The sequence below is a fragment of the Streptomyces sp. Go-475 genome (genome assembly GCF_003330845.1).
GTDB lineage: Bacteria > Actinomycetota > Actinomycetes > Streptomycetales > Streptomycetaceae > Streptomyces.
Window position 1 is genome coordinate 7,822,060 of the sequence record NZ_CP026121.1, and the last position, 15,681, is coordinate 7,837,740.

Consider the following 15,681-nt stretch of genomic DNA (forward strand, 5'->3'; position numbering starts at 1 on the left):
AGCGCTGTCGTCGAGCTACCCCGAACGGGCGATCCGCACAACGCCCCCGCATGGACAAAACGGTACGGAAACCCGTGTTGAACGCGGGATGACGCGCGATCGTTACCGTCTGTTTTCAGCCCCATCGAGCGGGGGCCTGCTCATTTGGTTAATCTGGAGCGGACGGACAGCAGTACGGGGTCCTACCCACACCCACGGTCCGTCATGGGACAAGCCGGTTCACCACGGCCTGCTCTCCCGTGAGTCGACCGGCGCCACCGCGTCCGAACTGCATGTGACATTTCAGGCCCGAGCGGGCGTCAGGCGCAGCAGGACCGGCGCGTACGTCCCGAGGGTGACCGACACATAAGGAGTGCGCGGTGACACCGGAGAAGACGAATCGCGAACAGCGCCCCAAGGAACGCGGCGAGCGCGCCGGCCGACGGGTCGACGAGCTCGGCAGCCTCGACGTGTGGGCCCGTTCGGCCCCGATCCGCCTCGCGGGCTACGAGGAGGACCTCGCAGAGCCCCACATCCTGCCCAGCGTCGACTGACAGCGGGCGCACCCCCTCCGCGATCGCCGACCGCACGGCCGTGCCACACTCGCCCCCATGCTGATCAGGGAAGCAACGGCAGACGACTGGCCGCGCATCTGGCCGTTCTGGCACCGCATCGTCGCCGCGGGCGAGACCTATGCCTGGGACCCGGGTACCTCCGAGGAGGAGGCCCGGGTCCTGTGGATGAACCCGGCGAAACGCGTCTACGTCGTCGAGGACGGCAGCGGCAGCGTCGTCGCCTCCGCCTTCCTCACCCCCAACTACGGCGGGCCCGCCGCCGGCATCGCCAACGCCGGCTTCATGGTCGACCCCGACCAGGGCGGCCGGGGCTACGGCCGGGCCCTCGCCGAACACCTCCTGACCGAGGCCCGGGCCGCCGGCTACCGGGGCATGGTGTTCAACGCCGTCGTCGAGACCAACCCGGCCGTCAAACTGTGGACCTCACTCGGCTTCACCATCCTCGGCACCGTCCCGGACGCCTTCGACCACCCCCGGCACGGCCGGGTGGGGCTGCACATCATGCACCGGGCGCTGTAGACCTCCGGAGGAGCCCATGACCGGTCTTCGGGTGAGACCCCTCGATGCGGCCACCTGGCCGGACTTCGCCGCTCTGGTCGAGCGGCACAAGGGCGTGTGGGGCGGCTGCTGGTGCATGGCCTTCCATCCCGAGGGCCTGAGCCGTGACCGGGACCCGCAGCAGAACCGCTGGGAGAAGGAGACCCGCGTCCGCGAGGGCCGTGCGCACGCCGCCCTCGTCTACGACGGCCCGGACTGCGTCGGCTGGAGCCAGTTCGGGCCGCCCGCCGAACTGCCCCGCATCAAACACCGGCACGCCTACGAGAAGGACCTCGACGCCCTCCCGGACTGGCGCGTCACCTGCTTCTTCGTCGATCGTGCCCACCGCGGGCGAGGAGTCGCCGCCGCCGCCCTCGAAGGCGCCCTCCAGGAGATCGCGCGGCTCGGCGGCGGATCCGTGGAGGGCTACCCCGAGGACACCGAGGGCCGGAAGGTCTCAGCGTCGTTCCTGTTCACCGGCACGGTGACGCTGTTCGAGGGCCGGGGCTTCGAGCGGGTCCGGCGCCTCGGCAAGCATCACTGGGTCATGTCCCGGGCGGTCCCGGAGCGGGCCGTCAGGGCCGGACGTACGGCCGGGTCATGATCTCCATGTTGTGGCCGTCCGGGTCGTCGAAGTAGGCGCCGCGACCACCGAAGAGGTCGTTGACCCGGCCCGGCTCGGTGTGGTTCGGGTCGGCGTAGTACGTCACCCCGAGCGTCTCCAGGCGGGCGATCATCGCGTCGAACTGCTCCTCCGGCACGAGGAACGCGTAGTGCTGCGGCTGGATCGGCTCGTCTCTCTTCTCGTAGTAGTCGAGGGTCACGCCGTTGCCCAGGTCCACGGGCAGGAACGGCCCGAAGGGGGCGCCGACCTCCAGGCCCAGTACGGCCGCCAGGAGATCCGCCGAGAGCCGGCGGTCCGAGGCGAACACGGCGGTGTGGTCGAGGCGGGCGATTTTGCCCGGCAGGGCAGGGGTGTGCTGTGCGTGGGACATGAGTGGGTTCGTCTCCGGTTCACTGGTCTGTGGGGACGCGCCGCGAGAGGGCGCGGACAAGAGGGGAACGGAGACGGGAGGCGGGGCGCGCGCCCACTCCGGCACTCGGGCGGGCCCGGGCGGGGTGGCCCCCGCCGCGCTCACTCCGAGGCCGGGCGCCTCACTCGTGCATGGCCTACGGCCGACCCGGCAGTCACCCGGCCGACACTAGTTCACCGGCGCCGTACGCCGCCACGGGTTTCTCTCCTCCAACTGGGCCGCCAGGTCCAGCAGTCGGGACTCGGAGCCGGGGCGTCCCACCAGCTGCACGGAGCCGGGCGCGCCGGAGGGAAGGGTTCCGCAGGGGACCGCCATGGCGGGCCAGCCGGTCAGGTTCCACGCGGGCGTCAGGGGCGAGTAGGTCGTGTTGGCCAGCACGTTGCTCAGCCAGCCCCGCTCGTGCCACGGCCCGGCCTTGGGGGAGCGGCGGGCGAGCGCGGGCGTGAGCAGCACGTCGTACTCCGTGAAGAACGGCTCCAGCCGGCGCCGCAGTTGTTCCCGGCCGCCCCCGGAACGCACCCCGGCCAGGAACGGGCGGCCGACGCGGGCGTGGACGCGGGTGCGCCGCGTCAGCAGACGGGACTCGAGGCCCTGGGCGTCCGCGGCCGTGCCCGCCGCCCAGTGGGTCAGCGAGGTCGTCGCGAGGGACAGGGGGTAGGGCGGGTCGGCGCGGCGGACCTGGTGGCCCGCCCGCATCAGCGCCCCGGCCGCCTCGCGGGCGGCCGTCGCGTACGGGCGGCTGATGGTGACGCCGGCCAGCGGGCTGCGCAGCGACACGGCGACCCGGAGCGTGCCCGGCTCGGACCGGGGGACGGGCGCGGTGCCGGCGAGGACCGAGAGCATCAGGCGGGCGTCCTCGACGGTCGTGGCGAGCGGGCCGTGCTCCGCCATGCCGAACCAGGTGCTGCCCTCGCCCGCCGGGACCACTCCGTGCCCCGGCTTGATGGTGACCAGGCCGCAGTTGGCGGCCGGTATGCGCAGCGAGCCCATGCCGTCGTTGCCGAGGGCGATCGGCACCATCCCGGCCGCGACGGCGGTGGCGCTGCCGCCTGAGGAGCCGCCCGCCGAGCGCGCCGGGTCCCAGGGGTTGCGAGAGGTGCCCAGCACGCCGTCCGTCGTGCCGAAGACGCACAGCTCGGGCACGTGCGTCAGGCCCACGACGACCGCGCCCGCGGCCCGCAGCCGGGCCACCGTCACGTGATCATGCGCGGTCGGCGTGTCCGGGGTGGCCGCCGAGCCGACGCGGCGGGACTCGCCGCGCACCGCCACGTTGTCCTTGACGGCCACCGGCACCCCGGCCAGGGGGAGTTCGGAGAGGTCGCCGCGTGCGGCCACCTCGTCGGCCTCGGCCAGCGCCTTCTCGGCACGGACCAGCCGGAAGGCGCCCAGCCGGCCGTCGAGCCGCCGGATCCGTTCGAGGTGCTCGGCGACCACCTCCCGGGGCGTGACCCGCTTCTCGCGGACGGCGGCGGACATCTCGGCGGCGGTGCGGCCGGCCCAGGTGGTCACAGAGGCTCCTCGGGAGGACGGGGGAGACGGGCTACCGGTGAGTACGTAGGGAGAACTGTGCACCGGCCGGGGGCGCACGTCGAGATCGCGAGCCGTTTTACGCGCCGGAACACGCCGTCAGGGCGCTCGGTGCGGGGCGTGCGGTGCTCCGCGCAGGTAACGCTCGGTGCGGGGCCTGCGGTGCTCAGCGCAGGTGGCGCTCGAAGAAGGCTTCCGTGACGTCCATTTCGGACGCCCACCGGTGCCCGAACGTGTGGCCCTCACCGGCGACGGTGCGCAACTCCACGTCCTTGCCCGCCTCCTGGAACACCCGGGCGGCCTCCCGTGACCAGGCCAGGGGGCAGGTGTCGTCCGCGGTGCCGTGCTGGATCAGCAGCGGCTCGGTCGCCCGGTCGGCGAAGGTGAGGGGCGAGACATCGCGCCAGAAGGCCGGGTCCTCCCCGGGCGTGCCGTGCTTCTCCTCGATCTCGGCGACGAGGGGGTCGCCGTCGGGCCGCTGGAAGTGGTCGATGTTCTCCTGCGGCCGTCCGCTCACCGGCGCGTACGCGACCGCCGCGTCGAACAGCCCGGGCGCCACGACCAGCGTGTTGTACACGACCCCGCCGCCCATGGACCGGCCGAACAGGCCGATGCGGTCGCCGTCGATCTCCGGCAGGCCGGAGCCGCGCAGGGCCAGGGCGGCGCCGATGACGTCCTCGGTGTAGCCGAGGCGCAGGTTCACGTCGTTGTCCGGGTCGTCGTCGGAGCGGGCGTGGTTGCGGTAGTCGGTGTGCAGGACGACGTAGCCGCTGCGGGCCAGGCGGTCCTGCTCGCGGGGCATGCCCTGGCCGCTGACGTAGACGTCCGGGTCGATGTACCCGTGCGCCAGCACCAGCGCCGGGAAGGGGCCCTCGCCCTCGGGGATGTTCATGATTCCCGAGATCGTCAGGCCGTTCGCCTCGTAGGTGACGGCGTAGCGGGTGTAGGCGGGGGTGCGGTCCAGCACGGCGCCGAGGCGCAGGCCGGAGCCGGTGTGCTCGCGGTGCATCAGGGCCGGGAGGGAGACGGGATCGGCCGGGGAGGGGGCGGGGGAGGGCGTGCCGCGGGGGCTCTCGCTCGTGGTCCGGGCCGATGCCGGGGACGGCTCGGGCGCGTCGTCCTCCGCGCCGCCGGTGCAGCCGAGCGCGACGGCCAGCAGCAGTCCGGCGGCGGCACGGGCGGTACCCCGGAGCCGCATACGGTCCATTGTGACCCGGCCGGCCCCCGCAGGGGCAGCTCGGTCCTCCGGCCGTAGCGCGAAGAGAGCGGAGACGCAGATCACATCCGTCCATGTCACATCGGCGAGGGGCCGACGGCTCATAGAGGCGTAAGCACCGACAACGAAGAAGGAGCTCACCATGAGCGCGCGTCTGGACGTCTTCGCCACCGAGAGCGGGAGCAAGCTCGCCAGGCAGTTCGCCTCCCTGGGACGGCTGGTCGTGGATTCGGAGCTGCCGGCCGCCACCCGGGAGCTGGTCTCGCTGCGCGTGAGCCAGATCAACGGGTGCGCGGTCTGCATCGACATGCACACCAAGGACGCCGAGGCGGCGGGCGAGTCCTCCGTGCGTCTCCACCTGGTCGCGGGATGGCGTGAGGCCACGGTCTTCACCGAGGCCGAGCGCGCCGCCCTGGAACTCGCCGAGCAGGGCACCCGGATCGCGGACGGCGCCGGCGGGGTCCCGGACGAGGTGTGGGAGCGGGCCGCGAAGCACTACGACGAGGAGCAGCTCGTCGCGCTGGTGGCCCTGATCTCCTTCATGAACACCGCGAACCGGCTGAACGTCATCCTCCAGCGGCCGGCGGGCGACTACCGGCCCGGCCAGTTCAAGTAGCGGTGGAACACCGGGCCCTGGGGCTTTCCTAGGGCCCGAGCTGCGCCCGCAGCCACTCCTCCACCTCGCCCACGTGCGCGGCCGCCGCCGCGCGGGCCGCCTCCGGGTCGTGGGCGGCCAGGGCGCGGTGGATCGCCGCGTGTTCGCGGCGGGTGCGGGCGAAGGCGCCCTCCTCCTGGTAGCCGCGCCAGACCCGGGCGCGGAAGGTCCGCGACGACAGGCCCTCCAGGATCGCGGCCATCGTCTCGTTGCCCGCGGCCGCCGCGATCTCGCGGTGGAAGGCCAGGTCGTGGGCGAGGATCTCCTCCGGATCGTCCGTGGCGTTCATCGCCGCCAGGTGCTTCTCCACCTCGGCCAGCCGGTCCGGGGTGATCCGCGCGGCGGCCAGTGCCGTCGCCGTCGACTCCAGGATCCGGCGGATCTCCAGCAGCTCCACCAGGCGCGGGCCGCGCGACAGGTCCGCGACGACGCCGAAGGTCTCCAGCAGGTCGCCGGCCTCCAGTTGCGTGACGTAGATGCCCGAGCCGTGCCGGGCCTCCAGCACGCCCAGTACCGTCAGCGCGCGGATCGCCTCCCGCATCGAGCTGCGGGAGATGCCCAGCTGCGCGGCCAGGTCCCGTTCGGTCGGCAGCCGCTGGCCCGGCTCCAGTCGGCCCTCGCCGATCATCGCCTTGATCCGCTCGATGGCGCGCTGCGTCACGGTGCCCTTCTGCGGGGCTGTCTCGTCGTCCACGCCAGTCCTCCGATCACAGCGCTCCGGCGCAGTCTAACCGTCAGGGTGGTCGGACCACTATGAGTCCCAGGCGCGGAAATGTGGTGTCGCGGGGTGTTCTGGCGGGGGAGTGGTCTGATAAGTATGCGGGCATCTGCTGGAACACCGGTCGATGGGAGCACCCTGAGATGCCCGGAAGCACAGTGCGGAAGCGGAACACGTCCCGGATCGTCGGCGCGGTGGCCCTGGCCGTCGGCGCCGGTCTCGTGCTCGCCGGGTGCGGCAGCACCGAGGACACCGGCGCCTCGGGTGCCGGCGGGGGCGACGGCACGGGCAAGGTGGGGGTCGTCCTGCCCCTGCTGACCTCGCCGTTCTGGCAGTCGTACAACGACTACGTGCCGAAGATGGCGAAGTCCGAGGGGGTGGACGCGATGAAGACCGTCAACTCCAACAGCGACCCCTCGCAGCAGATCACCGACATCAACAACCAGCTCAACCAGGGCGTCAAGGGCCTGGTCGTCGCCCCGCTGGACAGCGCCGCCATCGAGGCGGGCCTCGACCAGGCCGAGCGCAAGGGCGTGCCGGTGGTCGCCGTGGACGTGGCGCCCGACAAGGGCAAGGTCGCCATGGTGGTCCGGGCGAACAACGTGGCCTACGGCGAGAAGGCCTGCCGGTACCTCGGCGAGCACATCACCTCGGGCAAGGTCGTGCAGATCATGGGCGACCTCGCCTCGGTCAACGGCCGTGACCGCTCCGAGGCGTTCCGCGCCTGCGTGAAGAAGAACTTCCCGAAGCTGAAGGTCCTGGAGATCCCCGCCAAGTGGGAGTCCGACACCGCGGCTTCCAAACTCGACACCCTGCTCAACGCCAACCCCGACATCAAGGGCATCTACCTGCAGGCGGGCGGCGTCTACCTGGCGCCCACCCTGCAGACCCTCAAGTCCAAGGGCATGCTGAGGAAGGCCGGGCAACCGGGCCACATCACGATCGTCTCCAACGACGGCATCCCGCAGGAGTTCGACGCCATCCGCAAGGGCGAGATCGACGCGACCGTCTCCCAGCCCGCCGACGCCTACGCCAAGTACGGCATGTACTACATCAAGGCCGCGATGCAGGGGAAGACGTTCAAGCCCGGCCCGACCGACCACGACTCGACCATCGTCAAGCTGCCCAGCGGCATCCTGGAGGACCAGCTGCCCGCGCCGCTGGTGACCAAGGACAACGTCGACGACCCCAAGCTCTGGGGCAACACGGTCGAATGAGTACCGCACTGGTCGAAGCCCGGGGCATCGTCAAGCGCTACGGCCCCACCACCGCCCTCGCCGACGGCAGGCTCACCGTCCTGCCCGGCGAGTCCCACGCCCTCGTCGGCCGCAACGGCGCGGGCAAGTCGACCCTCGTCAGGATCCTCACCGGGCTCCAGGCGCCCGACGAGGGCACCGTCCGCTTCGACGGCGAGCCCGCACCCCCGCTCGCCGACCGGGACGCCTGGCGCCGCAAGGTCGCCTGCGTCTACCAGCACCCGACGGTCGTGCCCGAACTGACCGTCGCCGAGAACCTGTTCATCAACCGGCAGCCGCTCCGGCGCGGCTTCATCAGCTGGCGCCGGCTGACGGCGGAAGCCGCCGCGCTCCTCGACACCTGGGACGTGCGCGTCGACCCCGACGCCCGCACCGCCGACCTCAAGGTCGAGGACCGGCAGATGGTGGAGATCGCCCGGGCCCTGAGCTTCGGCGCCCGCTTCATCGTCCTGGACGAACCCACCGCCCAGCTCGACAACCGCGAGATCGAGCGCCTGTTCACCCGCATGCGGGCGCTGCAGGACTCGGGCGTCACCTTCCTGTTCATCTCCCACCACCTGCAAGAGGTGTACGAGGTCTGCCAGACCGTCACGGTCCTGCGCGACGCCCGCTGGATCACCACCGCCCCGGTCGCCGACCTCCCGCGCCGGGCCCTGGTGGAGGCCATGGCGGGGGAGACCGTCGCCGAACAGGCCGAGCGGCAGCGGACCGCCGAGGCGACGGGCCCCGTCCTCCTCGACGTCCGCGGGCTCGGCTCGACGGCGTACGAGAACGTCGACCTCACCGTCCGCAGGGGCGAGGTCGTCGGACTCGCCGGGTCCAGCGCCAGCGGCAAGATCGAGCTGGCCGAGACGTTCACCGGACTGCACACCCCGACGAGCGGGACGGTCCTCCTCGACGGCGCGCCCCTGCCGTTCGGCGACGTCCGCGAGGCCCTGGAGGCCGGAGTCGGCTTCGTGCCCCGCGACCGGCACGACCAGGGCCTGGTCTTCGGCATGTCCATCGGCGACAACGCCACCCTGAGCGTCCTGGGACGGCTGGGCCGCTTCGGTTTCGTCGGCGCCGACCGCAAGCGCGCGACGGCCACCGCCCTGATCGAACGGCTCGACATCCACGCCGAGGGCCCCGAGCAGCCCGTCTCCGACCTGTCCGGCGGCAACGCGCAGAAGGTCGTCATGGCTCGCGCCCTCGCCTCCGACCCCCGGCTCCTGGTCCTCGTCAACCCGACCGCCGGCGTCGACGTGAAGTCCAAGGAGTCCCTGCTCGCCCGCGTCGACAGCGCCCGCGAGGACGGCACCGCCGTGCTCGTCGTCTCCGACGAACTCGACGACCTCAGGCGCTGCGACCGGGTCCTCGTCCTCTTCCACGGCCGGGTCGTCGCCGAGCACCGGGCGGGCTGGCGCGACCACGAGCTCATCGCCTCCATCGAAGGAGTGGACCATGGCTGACACCAAGGCCCCGCCGGTGAAGCAGGCGCACGCGACCGACACCGGGTCGGCGAGGACCGTACTGGTGCGCCGGGCCCGCGAACTCGCCCTCGTGCCGGCCCTGTTGCTGCTCATGGTGCTCGGCGCGATCGTCAACGACTCGTTCCTCACCGAGCGCAACCTGATCTCGATCCTCGGCGCCTCCGCCGCCCTCGCGATGGTGGTGCTCGCCGAGTCGCTCGTGCTGATCACCGGCAAGTTCGACCTGTCCCTCGAATCGGTCGTCGGCATCGCGCCCGCCGTCGGCGCGCTGCTCGTGCTGCCCGCCGCCCAGTCCGGCTGGGGCACCGAACTCCCCGCCGCCCTCGCTCTCCTGGCCGTCCTGGTCGCGGGCGCGGCCGTCGGCGCCTTCAACGGCGTCCTCGTCGTGAAGTTCAGGCTCAACGCGTTCATCGTCACGCTCGCGATGCTGATCGTGCTGCGCGGCCTGCTGGTCGGCGCGACCAAGGGCAAGACGCTGTTCGGCATGCCCGACAGCTTCTACTCCCTGGCGACCACCACCTTCCTCACCGTGCCGCTGTCGGTGTGGCTGGCCGCGCTCGCCTTCGCCGTCGCCGGGCTGGTCCTGAAGTACCACCGGGTGGGGCGCGCCCTGTACGCCATCGGCGGCAACGCCGACGCGGCCCGGGCCGCGGGCATCCGCGTGGAGCGGGTCATGCTCGGCGTGTTCGTCGTCGCGGGCGTCCTCGCCGCGGTCGGCGGCATCATGCAGACCGGCTACGTCGGCGCGATCAGCGCCAACCAGGGCCAGAACATGATCTTCACGGTGTTCGCGGCCGCGGTGATCGGCGGCATCGCCCTCGACGGCGGCAAGGGCACCATGTTCGGCGCCCTGACCGGCGTACTCCTTCTGGGCGTCGTACAGAACCTCCTCACCCTCGCGCAGGTGCCGTCGTTCTGGATCCAGGCCATCTACGGAGGGATCATCCTGGTCGCCCTCATGATCGCCCGGGTGACGACCGGCCGCGCCCAGGACTGACCCCGCCCCTCGCCCCGACCGACGAAAGGTCCCCCGTGTCCCCGACGCCCGCCCGCATCACCGCGGTCGACACCCACGACATCCGCTTCCCCACCTCGCGCGAGCTCGACGGCTCCGACGCGATGAACCCGGACCCCGACTACTCGGCGGCCTACGTCGTCCTGCGCACGGACGCGGCCGACGGGCACGAGGGGCACGGGTTCGCCTTCACCATCGGGCGGGGCAACGAGGTCCAGGTCGCCGCGATCGACGCGCTGCGCGGACACCTCCTCGGCCGCGACCTGGCCGAGCTGTGCGCCGACCCGTCCGGCCTGAACCGCGACCTGATCGGCGACAGCCAGCTGCGCTGGCTCGGGCCCGAGAAGGGCGTGATGCACATGGCGATCGGCGCCGTCGTCAACGCCGTGTGGGACCTCGCCGCCAAGCGCGCCGGCCTGCCGCTGTGGCGGCTGCTCGCCGAGGCCGAGCCCGAATGGCTCGTCCGCCAGATCGACTTCCGCTACCTCACCGACGCCCTCACCCCCGAGGAGGCCCTGACCCTCCTGCGCCGGGGCCGGCAGGGCGCCAAGGAGCGCACGGCCCGGCTCCTGGAGCGCGGCTACCCCGCCTACACCACCTCGCCCGGCTGGCTCGGCTACGACGACGAGAAACTCACCCGGCTCGCCGCCGAGGCCGTCGCCGACGGCTTCACCCAGATCAAACTGAAGGTGGGCGCCGACCTCGACGACGACATCCGCCGCTGCCGCGTGGCCCGTTCGGTCATCGGCCCCGACATCCGCATGGCCGTCGACGCCAACCAGCGCTGGGACGTGGCCGAGGCGGTCCGCTGGACCAAGGCCCTCGCCGAGTTCGACCCGTACTGGATCGAGGAACCCACCAGCCCCGACGACATCCTCGGCCACGCGGCGATCCGCCGGGCCGTCGCCCCCGTGAAGGTCGCCACCGGCGAGCACGTCCACAACCGGATCGTCTTCAAGCAGCTCCTCCAGGCCGGCGCGCTCGACGTCGTCCAGATCGACGCGGCCCGCGTCGGCGGCGTCCCCGAGAACCTCGCGATCCTGCTGCTCTCGGCCAAGTTCGGCGTGCCCGTGTGCCCGCATGCGGGCGGCGTCGGCCTGTGCGAACTCGTCCAGCACCTGTCGATGTTCGACTACGTGGCCCTGACCGGAACCACCGAGGACCGCGTCATCGAATACGTCGATCATCTGCACGACCACTTCCTCGACCCGGTGGTGATCCGGCAGGGTCACTACACGGCACCCACCGCGCCGGGCTTCTCGGCCGCCATGCGGCCCGAGTCGCTGGCGCGCTACACGTACCCGGGCGGCGAGTTCTGGGCCGCCGACCTCGACGCGACGAAGAAGGGGCACGCTGCATGAGCGACTTCGAGGGTCTCAGGGCCCTGGTGACGGGCGGTGCCTCCGGCATCGGCCGGGCCACCGCGGACCTCCTGGCCGAGCGCGGCGCCCAGGTCGCCGTCCTCGACCTGGATCCGTCCCCGGTCGACAAGCCACTCCTCGGCCACCGCGCGGACGTCACCGACGACGCGTCCGTCCGCGCGGCCGTGGCGGCCGCGGTCGCCGACCTCGGCGGCCTCGACATCCTGGTCAACAACGCGGGCGTCGGCGCCCAGGGCACCGTCGAGGACAACCCCGACGACGAGTGGCACCGCGTCTACGACGTCAACGTCGTCGGCATGGTCCGCACCACCCGCGCCTGCCTGCCCCACCTGCGGGCCTCCGCGCACGCGGCGATCGTCAACACCTGCTCCATCGCCGCCACCGCGGGCCTGCCGCAGCGCGCCCTGTACAGCGCCACCAAGGGCGCCGTGTACTCCCTGACCCTCGCCATGGCCGCCGACCACGTCCGCGAGGGCATCCGCGTCAACTGCGTCAACCCCGGCACGGTCGACACCCCGTGGGTCGGCCGCCTCCTCGACGCCGCGCCCGACCCGGCCGCCGAACGCGCCGCCCTCCAGGCCCGCCAGCCCACCGGCCGGCTGGTCTCCCCGGCCGAGGTCGCGGGCGCCATCGCCTACCTGGCGAGCCCCCTGTCCGGCGCCACCACGGGCACCGCGCTCGCCGTCGACGGCGGGATGCAGGGCCTGCGGCTGCGCCCGGTGGCCCGGTGAACCGGCTCGGCCGCGGCGGCGTCCAGGTCAGCGCCCTGTCCTTCGGCGCCGCCGCGATCGGCAACCTGTACACCGAGGTCGGCGAGGAACAGGCCCGAGACGCGGTGGAGGCCGCCTGGCAGCGGGGCATCCGCTACTTCGACACCGCCCCGCACTACGGCCTCGGCCTGTCCGAACGCCGCCTCGGCGCCGCCCTGCGCGGCCACCCCCGCGACCGGTACACGATCTCCACCAAGGTCGGCCGCCGCCTGGAGCCCACCGACGGCACCGGCGACGACCTGGCCAACGGCTTCTCCGTGCCCGCCACCCACCGCCGCGTGTGGGACTTCAGCGCCGACGGCATCCGCCGCACCCTGGAGTCCAGCCTGGAACGCCTCGGCCTCGACCGGGTGGACGTCGTCTACCTCCACGACCCCGACGAGCACGCCGAAGCGGCCTTCCGGGAGGGCTACCCGGCCCTGGAGAAGCTCCGCTCCGAGGGCGTGGTCGGCGCGATCGGCGCCGGCATGAACCAGTCGGAGATGCTCACCCGCTTCGTCCGCGACACCGACGTCGACGTGGTGCTGTGCGCCGGCCGCTACACGCTGCTCGACCAGAGCGCCCTCACCGACCTGCTGCCCGCGGCCCACGAACGCGGCACGTCCGTCGTCATCGGCGGCGCCTTCAACTCCGGCCTGCTGGCCAACCCCGAGCCGGGCGCCCGCTACAACTACAGCATCGCCCCCTCCGAGCTGGTCCAGCGGGCCCTGCGGCTGAAGTCCGTCGCCGACCGCCACGGCACCACGCTGCGCGCCGCCGCCCTGGCCTTCTGCGCCGCCCACCCGGCCGTCGCGAGCGTCCTCGTCGGAGCGCGCTCCGCGCACGAGGTCCGCGACTGCGCCCACCAGTTCGCCGCCCGGGTGCCGGACGCCTTCTGGCAGGACCTGCGCGCCAAGGGCCTGCTGCCCGCCGACGCCCCCGTCCCCGCCGAGACCTCCGCGAAGGAACTCTCATGAGAGTCGCCCTGCACACCAAGGTCCGGGCCGACCGCGTCGCCGCGTACGAGGCCGCCCACCGGGAGGTTCCCGAGGAGCTCACCGACGCCATCCGCGCCGCCGGCGCCACCTCCTGGACCATCTGGCGATGGGGGTCCCCCCTGCTCGAGCGAAGCCGAGAGCTTGGGGGAGGGACCGATCTGTTCCACGTCCTGGAGTGCGAGGACTACGCCCGCCTCCTCGCCGAGCTGGAGAAACCGCCGGTCAACGTCGCCTGGCAGGCCCGCATGGCCGAACTGCTCGACGTCGTGCACGACTACTCCGGCGAGGGCGCGGACGCCGGCCTGCCCGTCGTGTGGGAGCTGCCGTCATGACCGTCGTCGACGCCCACCACCACGTGTGGGACCTGTCCGTCCGGGACCAGGACTGGATCAGCGGGCCCGAACTCGCGCCGCTGCGGCGCGACTTCACCCTCAAGGACCTCGAACCCGAGGCGAGAGCCGCCGGAGTGGGCCGCACGGTCCTCGTCCAGACGGTCACCGTGCCCGAGGAGACCCCCGAGTTCCTGGCCCTGGCCGACGAGCACGACCTCGTCGCGGGCGTCGTCGGCTGGACCGACCTCACCCGCCCCGACGTGGCCGACGAACTCGCCCGGCTGCGGGAACTGCCCGGCGGGCGGTACCTGAAGGGCATCCGCCACCAGGTCCAGGGCGAACCCGACCCCGAGTGGCTGCTGCGCCCGGACGTACGCCGGGGACTGGCCGCGGTCGCGGACGCCGGGCTCGTCTACGACTTCGTGGTCCTGCCCCGCCACCTGCCCGCCTGCGTCAGGGTGGCCCAGGAACTGCCCGGCCTCACCTTCGTCCTCGACCACCTCGGCAAACCGCCCATCGCCTCCGGCGCCCTCGAACCCTGGGCGTCCGGCCTGCGCGCCCTGGCCGCCCTGCCCAACACGGTCGGCAAGCTCTCCGGCCTGGCCACCGAGGCCGACCACGCCTCCTGGACCGTCGCGGACCTGCGCCCGTACGCCGACGTGGCGCTGGAGGCGTTCGGGCCGGACCGGCTGATGTACGGCTCGGACTGGCCGGTGTGCACCCTGGCGGGTACCTACGGCGGCATCCTCGACGCCGCGCGCCGGCTGACCGCGCCGCCCGACCACGCGCAGATCTTCGAGACCACCGCCGCCCGGGTCTACGGCCTGTGAACCGGCTCCGCCAGCCTGGTCGGCGGCAGGTACTCCCGCACGTACGTCCGCTCCCAGCACGCGCCCGTCTCCCGCAGCTCCCGCCAGGACGTGTAGCGGTAGCGGAACAGGCGGGCGCGCACGTACCGCGGCGGCTCGTCCGGCGAGAACGGTGAGCGCCGCAGCAGCTTCAGCGTGTCCCGGTCGTTCTCCAACAACCGCTCCACCAGCGCGCCGAACCAGGACCCGGCGTACGCGGGGGAGAGGGCCGCGAACCACATCATCCAGTCGAGCCGCAGGTGGTAGGGCGCGAACTGGCGCGGCCAGCGCCGGGGATCCCCCGGCTTGCCCTTGAACTCGTACTCCCGCCAGTCCGAGTCCTCCCGCGGCACGTCGTCCGACGTGCCCTCGACCACCACCTCGTACCGCACCCGGCTCACGCTGCCGAACGCCCCGTAGGTGTTGACCAGGTGCAGCGGGTCGAACGAGCGGTTCATCACCTGGCGGCGGGAGAGCATGTTGCGCACCGGCTGGTAGCTCAGGCCCACCAGCAGCGCGGCCACCGCGAGCACCACGACGACGTACCAGAGCGGGGCGTCCGGCACGTCCGGCGCGTCGGTGGGGAACCGCACAGCCGACAGCGCCAGCACGATCGTGATCCAGTTCAGCCAGGAGAAGTTGCCCGACAGCACCAGCCACAGCTGGGTGACGATCATCAGCGACGCGGCGGCCGTCGCCACCGGCTGCGGGGCGAACAGCGCGAACGGCACCACGAGCTGGGTGAAGTGGTTCGCGGCCACCTCGACGCGGTGCAGCGGCCCGGGCAGATGGTGGAAGAACCAGCTCAGCGGGCCCGGCATCGGCTGGGTCTCGTGGTGGTGGTCCAGGCACGTCAGCTTCCGCCAGCACTCGTCGCCGCGCATCTTGATCAGCCCCGCGCCGAACTCCACCCGGAACAGGATCCAGCGCAGCAGGAACAGCACCACGAGCGGCGGCGCCACCTCGTCGTTGCCGAGGAACACGGCGAGGAAGCCGACCTCCAGCAGCAGCGACTCCCAGCCGAACGAGTACCAGGTCTGCCCGACGTTGACGATCGACAGGTACAGCACCCACGGCACCAGCCACAGCAGCATGCCGCCCCACAGCGGCAGCAGTGAGTCCAGCCCGGCCAGCAGCGCCGCCGACACCGCGCAGCCCGTCCAGGCGCAGAGCGCGAAGAGGCGGTCCGAGTAGTGCAGCTGGAACAGGCTCGGCGCCCGTGTGAACGGCACCCGCTCGACGAACCGGGGCACCGGCAGCATGCCGCGCCGCCCGATCAGCGCGCGGAACTGGAGCGCCGCCGTCAGGAACGCCACCAGGTACACGGCGGCCAGCGCCCGCTGGAAGACCAGCCGGGTCAGCCAGTAGTCGGACGCGGTGAACCAGTCCAC

17 protein-coding genes are annotated in these 15,681 nt (G+C 72.5%); 12 read left to right on the forward strand and 5 right to left on the reverse strand.

The window, feature by feature from the left end; genetic code table 11:
- Nucleotides 1-359: 359 nt before the first annotated feature.
- From C1703_RS35485 to C1703_RS35495, 3 genes are read left to right on the forward strand one after another with little or no spacing between them, the layout of a single operon-like run.
- Nucleotides 360-533 carry a hypothetical protein gene (locus C1703_RS35485; RefSeq protein ID WP_114256686.1) on the forward strand — a complete coding sequence of 58 codons (174 nt, stop codon included), beginning with the start codon at nucleotides 360-362 and terminating at the stop codon, nucleotides 531-533.
- Nucleotides 534-590: 57 nt separating this feature from the next.
- Entirely contained in the window at nucleotides 591-1,073 is a 483-nt protein-coding gene (locus C1703_RS35490; RefSeq protein WP_114256687.1) for an N-acetyltransferase, read from the forward strand.
- Nucleotides 1,074-1,089: 16 nt separating this feature from the next.
- The gene (locus C1703_RS35495) at nucleotides 1,090-1,695 is read left to right on the forward strand and encodes a GNAT family N-acetyltransferase (RefSeq protein ID WP_114256688.1); all 606 of its coding nucleotides are present in this window, start codon (nucleotides 1,090-1,092) and stop codon (nucleotides 1,693-1,695) included.
- Here the strand turns inward: C1703_RS35495 and C1703_RS35500 are convergent.
- The 3 genes from C1703_RS35500 to C1703_RS35510 all read right to left on the reverse strand — a co-directional run bounded on the left by C1703_RS35500 (nucleotide 1,667) and on the right by C1703_RS35510 (nucleotide 4,850).
- Entirely contained in the window at nucleotides 1,667-2,086 is a 420-nt protein-coding gene (locus C1703_RS35500) for a VOC family protein (protein ID WP_114256689.1), read from the reverse strand. The genes C1703_RS35495 and C1703_RS35500 overlap by 29 nt on opposite strands.
- Before the next feature lie 207 nt (nucleotides 2,087-2,293).
- Nucleotides 2,294-3,634, reverse strand: a complete 1,341-nt coding sequence (locus C1703_RS35505) for an amidase family protein (protein WP_114256690.1) — start codon at nucleotides 3,632-3,634, stop codon at nucleotides 2,294-2,296.
- 184 nt (nucleotides 3,635-3,818) lie between these two features.
- A complete protein-coding gene (locus tag C1703_RS35510) occupies nucleotides 3,819-4,850 on the reverse strand; it encodes an alpha/beta fold hydrolase (RefSeq protein ID WP_114257752.1) in 1,032 nt (343 codons plus the stop codon).
- 160 nt (nucleotides 4,851-5,010) lie between these two features.
- Here C1703_RS35510 and C1703_RS35515 point away from each other — a divergent pair, with 160 nt between their 5' ends.
- The gene (locus C1703_RS35515) at nucleotides 5,011-5,484 is read left to right on the forward strand and encodes a carboxymuconolactone decarboxylase family protein (RefSeq protein WP_114256691.1); all 474 of its coding nucleotides are present in this window, start codon (nucleotides 5,011-5,013) and stop codon (nucleotides 5,482-5,484) included.
- Between the two features lie 28 nt (nucleotides 5,485-5,512).
- On the opposite strand, the gene C1703_RS35520 is transcribed toward C1703_RS35515, so the two are convergent.
- The gene (locus C1703_RS35520) at nucleotides 5,513-6,217 is read right to left on the reverse strand and encodes a FadR/GntR family transcriptional regulator (protein WP_114256692.1); all 705 of its coding nucleotides are present in this window, start codon (nucleotides 6,215-6,217) and stop codon (nucleotides 5,513-5,515) included.
- Between the two features lie 167 nt (nucleotides 6,218-6,384).
- Here C1703_RS35520 and C1703_RS35525 point away from each other — a divergent pair, with 167 nt between their 5' ends.
- From C1703_RS35525 to C1703_RS35560, 8 genes are read left to right on the forward strand one after another with little or no spacing between them, the layout of a single operon-like run.
- Nucleotides 6,385-7,458, forward strand: coding sequence for a sugar ABC transporter substrate-binding protein (locus C1703_RS35525; protein WP_114256693.1), 1,074 nt, complete (start codon nucleotides 6,385-6,387; stop codon nucleotides 7,456-7,458).
- Nucleotides 7,455-8,945, forward strand: a complete 1,491-nt coding sequence (locus C1703_RS35530) for a sugar ABC transporter ATP-binding protein (protein ID WP_114256694.1) — start codon at nucleotides 7,455-7,457, stop codon at nucleotides 8,943-8,945. The genes C1703_RS35525 and C1703_RS35530 overlap by 4 nt, the downstream gene beginning before the upstream one ends.
- Nucleotides 8,938-9,963: an ABC transporter permease gene (locus C1703_RS35535; protein ID WP_114256695.1), complete on the forward strand. Its 1,026-nt coding sequence runs from the start codon at nucleotides 8,938-8,940 to the stop codon at nucleotides 9,961-9,963. Before C1703_RS35530 ends, C1703_RS35535 begins: the two co-directional genes overlap by 8 nt.
- Before the next feature lie 35 nt (nucleotides 9,964-9,998).
- Entirely contained in the window at nucleotides 9,999-11,342 is a 1,344-nt protein-coding gene (locus tag C1703_RS35540; protein WP_114256696.1) for an L-fuconate dehydratase, read from the forward strand.
- Nucleotides 11,339-12,094, forward strand: coding sequence for an SDR family oxidoreductase (locus C1703_RS35545; RefSeq protein WP_114256697.1), 756 nt, complete (start codon nucleotides 11,339-11,341; stop codon nucleotides 12,092-12,094). Before C1703_RS35540 ends, C1703_RS35545 begins: the two co-directional genes overlap by 4 nt.
- Nucleotides 12,091-13,089 carry an aldo/keto reductase gene (locus tag C1703_RS35550; protein WP_114256698.1) on the forward strand — a complete coding sequence of 333 codons (999 nt, stop codon included), beginning with the start codon at nucleotides 12,091-12,093 and terminating at the stop codon, nucleotides 13,087-13,089. The genes C1703_RS35545 and C1703_RS35550 overlap by 4 nt, the downstream gene beginning before the upstream one ends.
- Entirely contained in the window at nucleotides 13,086-13,442 is a 357-nt protein-coding gene (locus C1703_RS35555) for an L-rhamnose mutarotase (protein ID WP_114256699.1), read from the forward strand. Before C1703_RS35550 ends, C1703_RS35555 begins: the two co-directional genes overlap by 4 nt.
- Complete coding sequence (locus C1703_RS35560) at nucleotides 13,439-14,272, forward strand: amidohydrolase family protein (RefSeq protein ID WP_114256700.1); 834 nt, start codon at nucleotides 13,439-13,441, stop codon at nucleotides 14,270-14,272. Before C1703_RS35555 ends, C1703_RS35560 begins: the two co-directional genes overlap by 4 nt.
- Here C1703_RS35560 and C1703_RS35565 read toward each other — a convergent pair.
- Nucleotides 14,260-15,681, reverse strand: a complete 1,422-nt coding sequence (locus tag C1703_RS35565; protein ID WP_114256701.1) for a lipase maturation factor family protein — start codon at nucleotides 15,679-15,681, stop codon at nucleotides 14,260-14,262. The two genes, C1703_RS35560 and C1703_RS35565, sit on opposite strands and share 13 nt — an antisense overlap.

Bases quoted from the DNA above. Each gene is read 5' to 3' on its own strand.
- C1703_RS35500 (WP_114256689.1), bottom strand. From the start codon at position 2,086: ATGTCCCACGCACAGCACACCCCTGCCCTGCCGGGCAAAATCGCCCGC.
- C1703_RS35495 (WP_114256688.1), top strand. From the start codon at position 1,090: ATGACCGGTCTTCGGGTGAGACCCCTCGATGCGGCCACCTGGCCGGAC.
- C1703_RS35510 (WP_114257752.1), bottom strand. From the start codon at position 4,850: ATGCGGCTCCGGGGTACCGCCCGTGCCGCCGCCGGACTGCTGCTGGCC.
- C1703_RS35515 (WP_114256691.1), top strand. From the start codon at position 5,011: ATGAGCGCGCGTCTGGACGTCTTCGCCACCGAGAGCGGGAGCAAGCTC.
- C1703_RS35560 (WP_114256700.1), top strand. From the start codon at position 13,439: ATGACCGTCGTCGACGCCCACCACCACGTGTGGGACCTGTCCGTCCGG.
- C1703_RS35555 (WP_114256699.1), top strand. From the start codon at position 13,086: ATGAGAGTCGCCCTGCACACCAAGGTCCGGGCCGACCGCGTCGCCGCG.
- C1703_RS35490 (WP_114256687.1), top strand. From the start codon at position 591: ATGCTGATCAGGGAAGCAACGGCAGACGACTGGCCGCGCATCTGGCCG.
- C1703_RS35545 (WP_114256697.1), top strand. From the start codon at position 11,339: ATGAGCGACTTCGAGGGTCTCAGGGCCCTGGTGACGGGCGGTGCCTCC.
- C1703_RS35525 (WP_114256693.1), top strand. From the start codon at position 6,385: ATGCCCGGAAGCACAGTGCGGAAGCGGAACACGTCCCGGATCGTCGGC.
- C1703_RS35535 (WP_114256695.1), top strand. From the start codon at position 8,938: ATGGCTGACACCAAGGCCCCGCCGGTGAAGCAGGCGCACGCGACCGAC.
- C1703_RS35530 (WP_114256694.1), top strand. From the start codon at position 7,455: ATGAGTACCGCACTGGTCGAAGCCCGGGGCATCGTCAAGCGCTACGGC.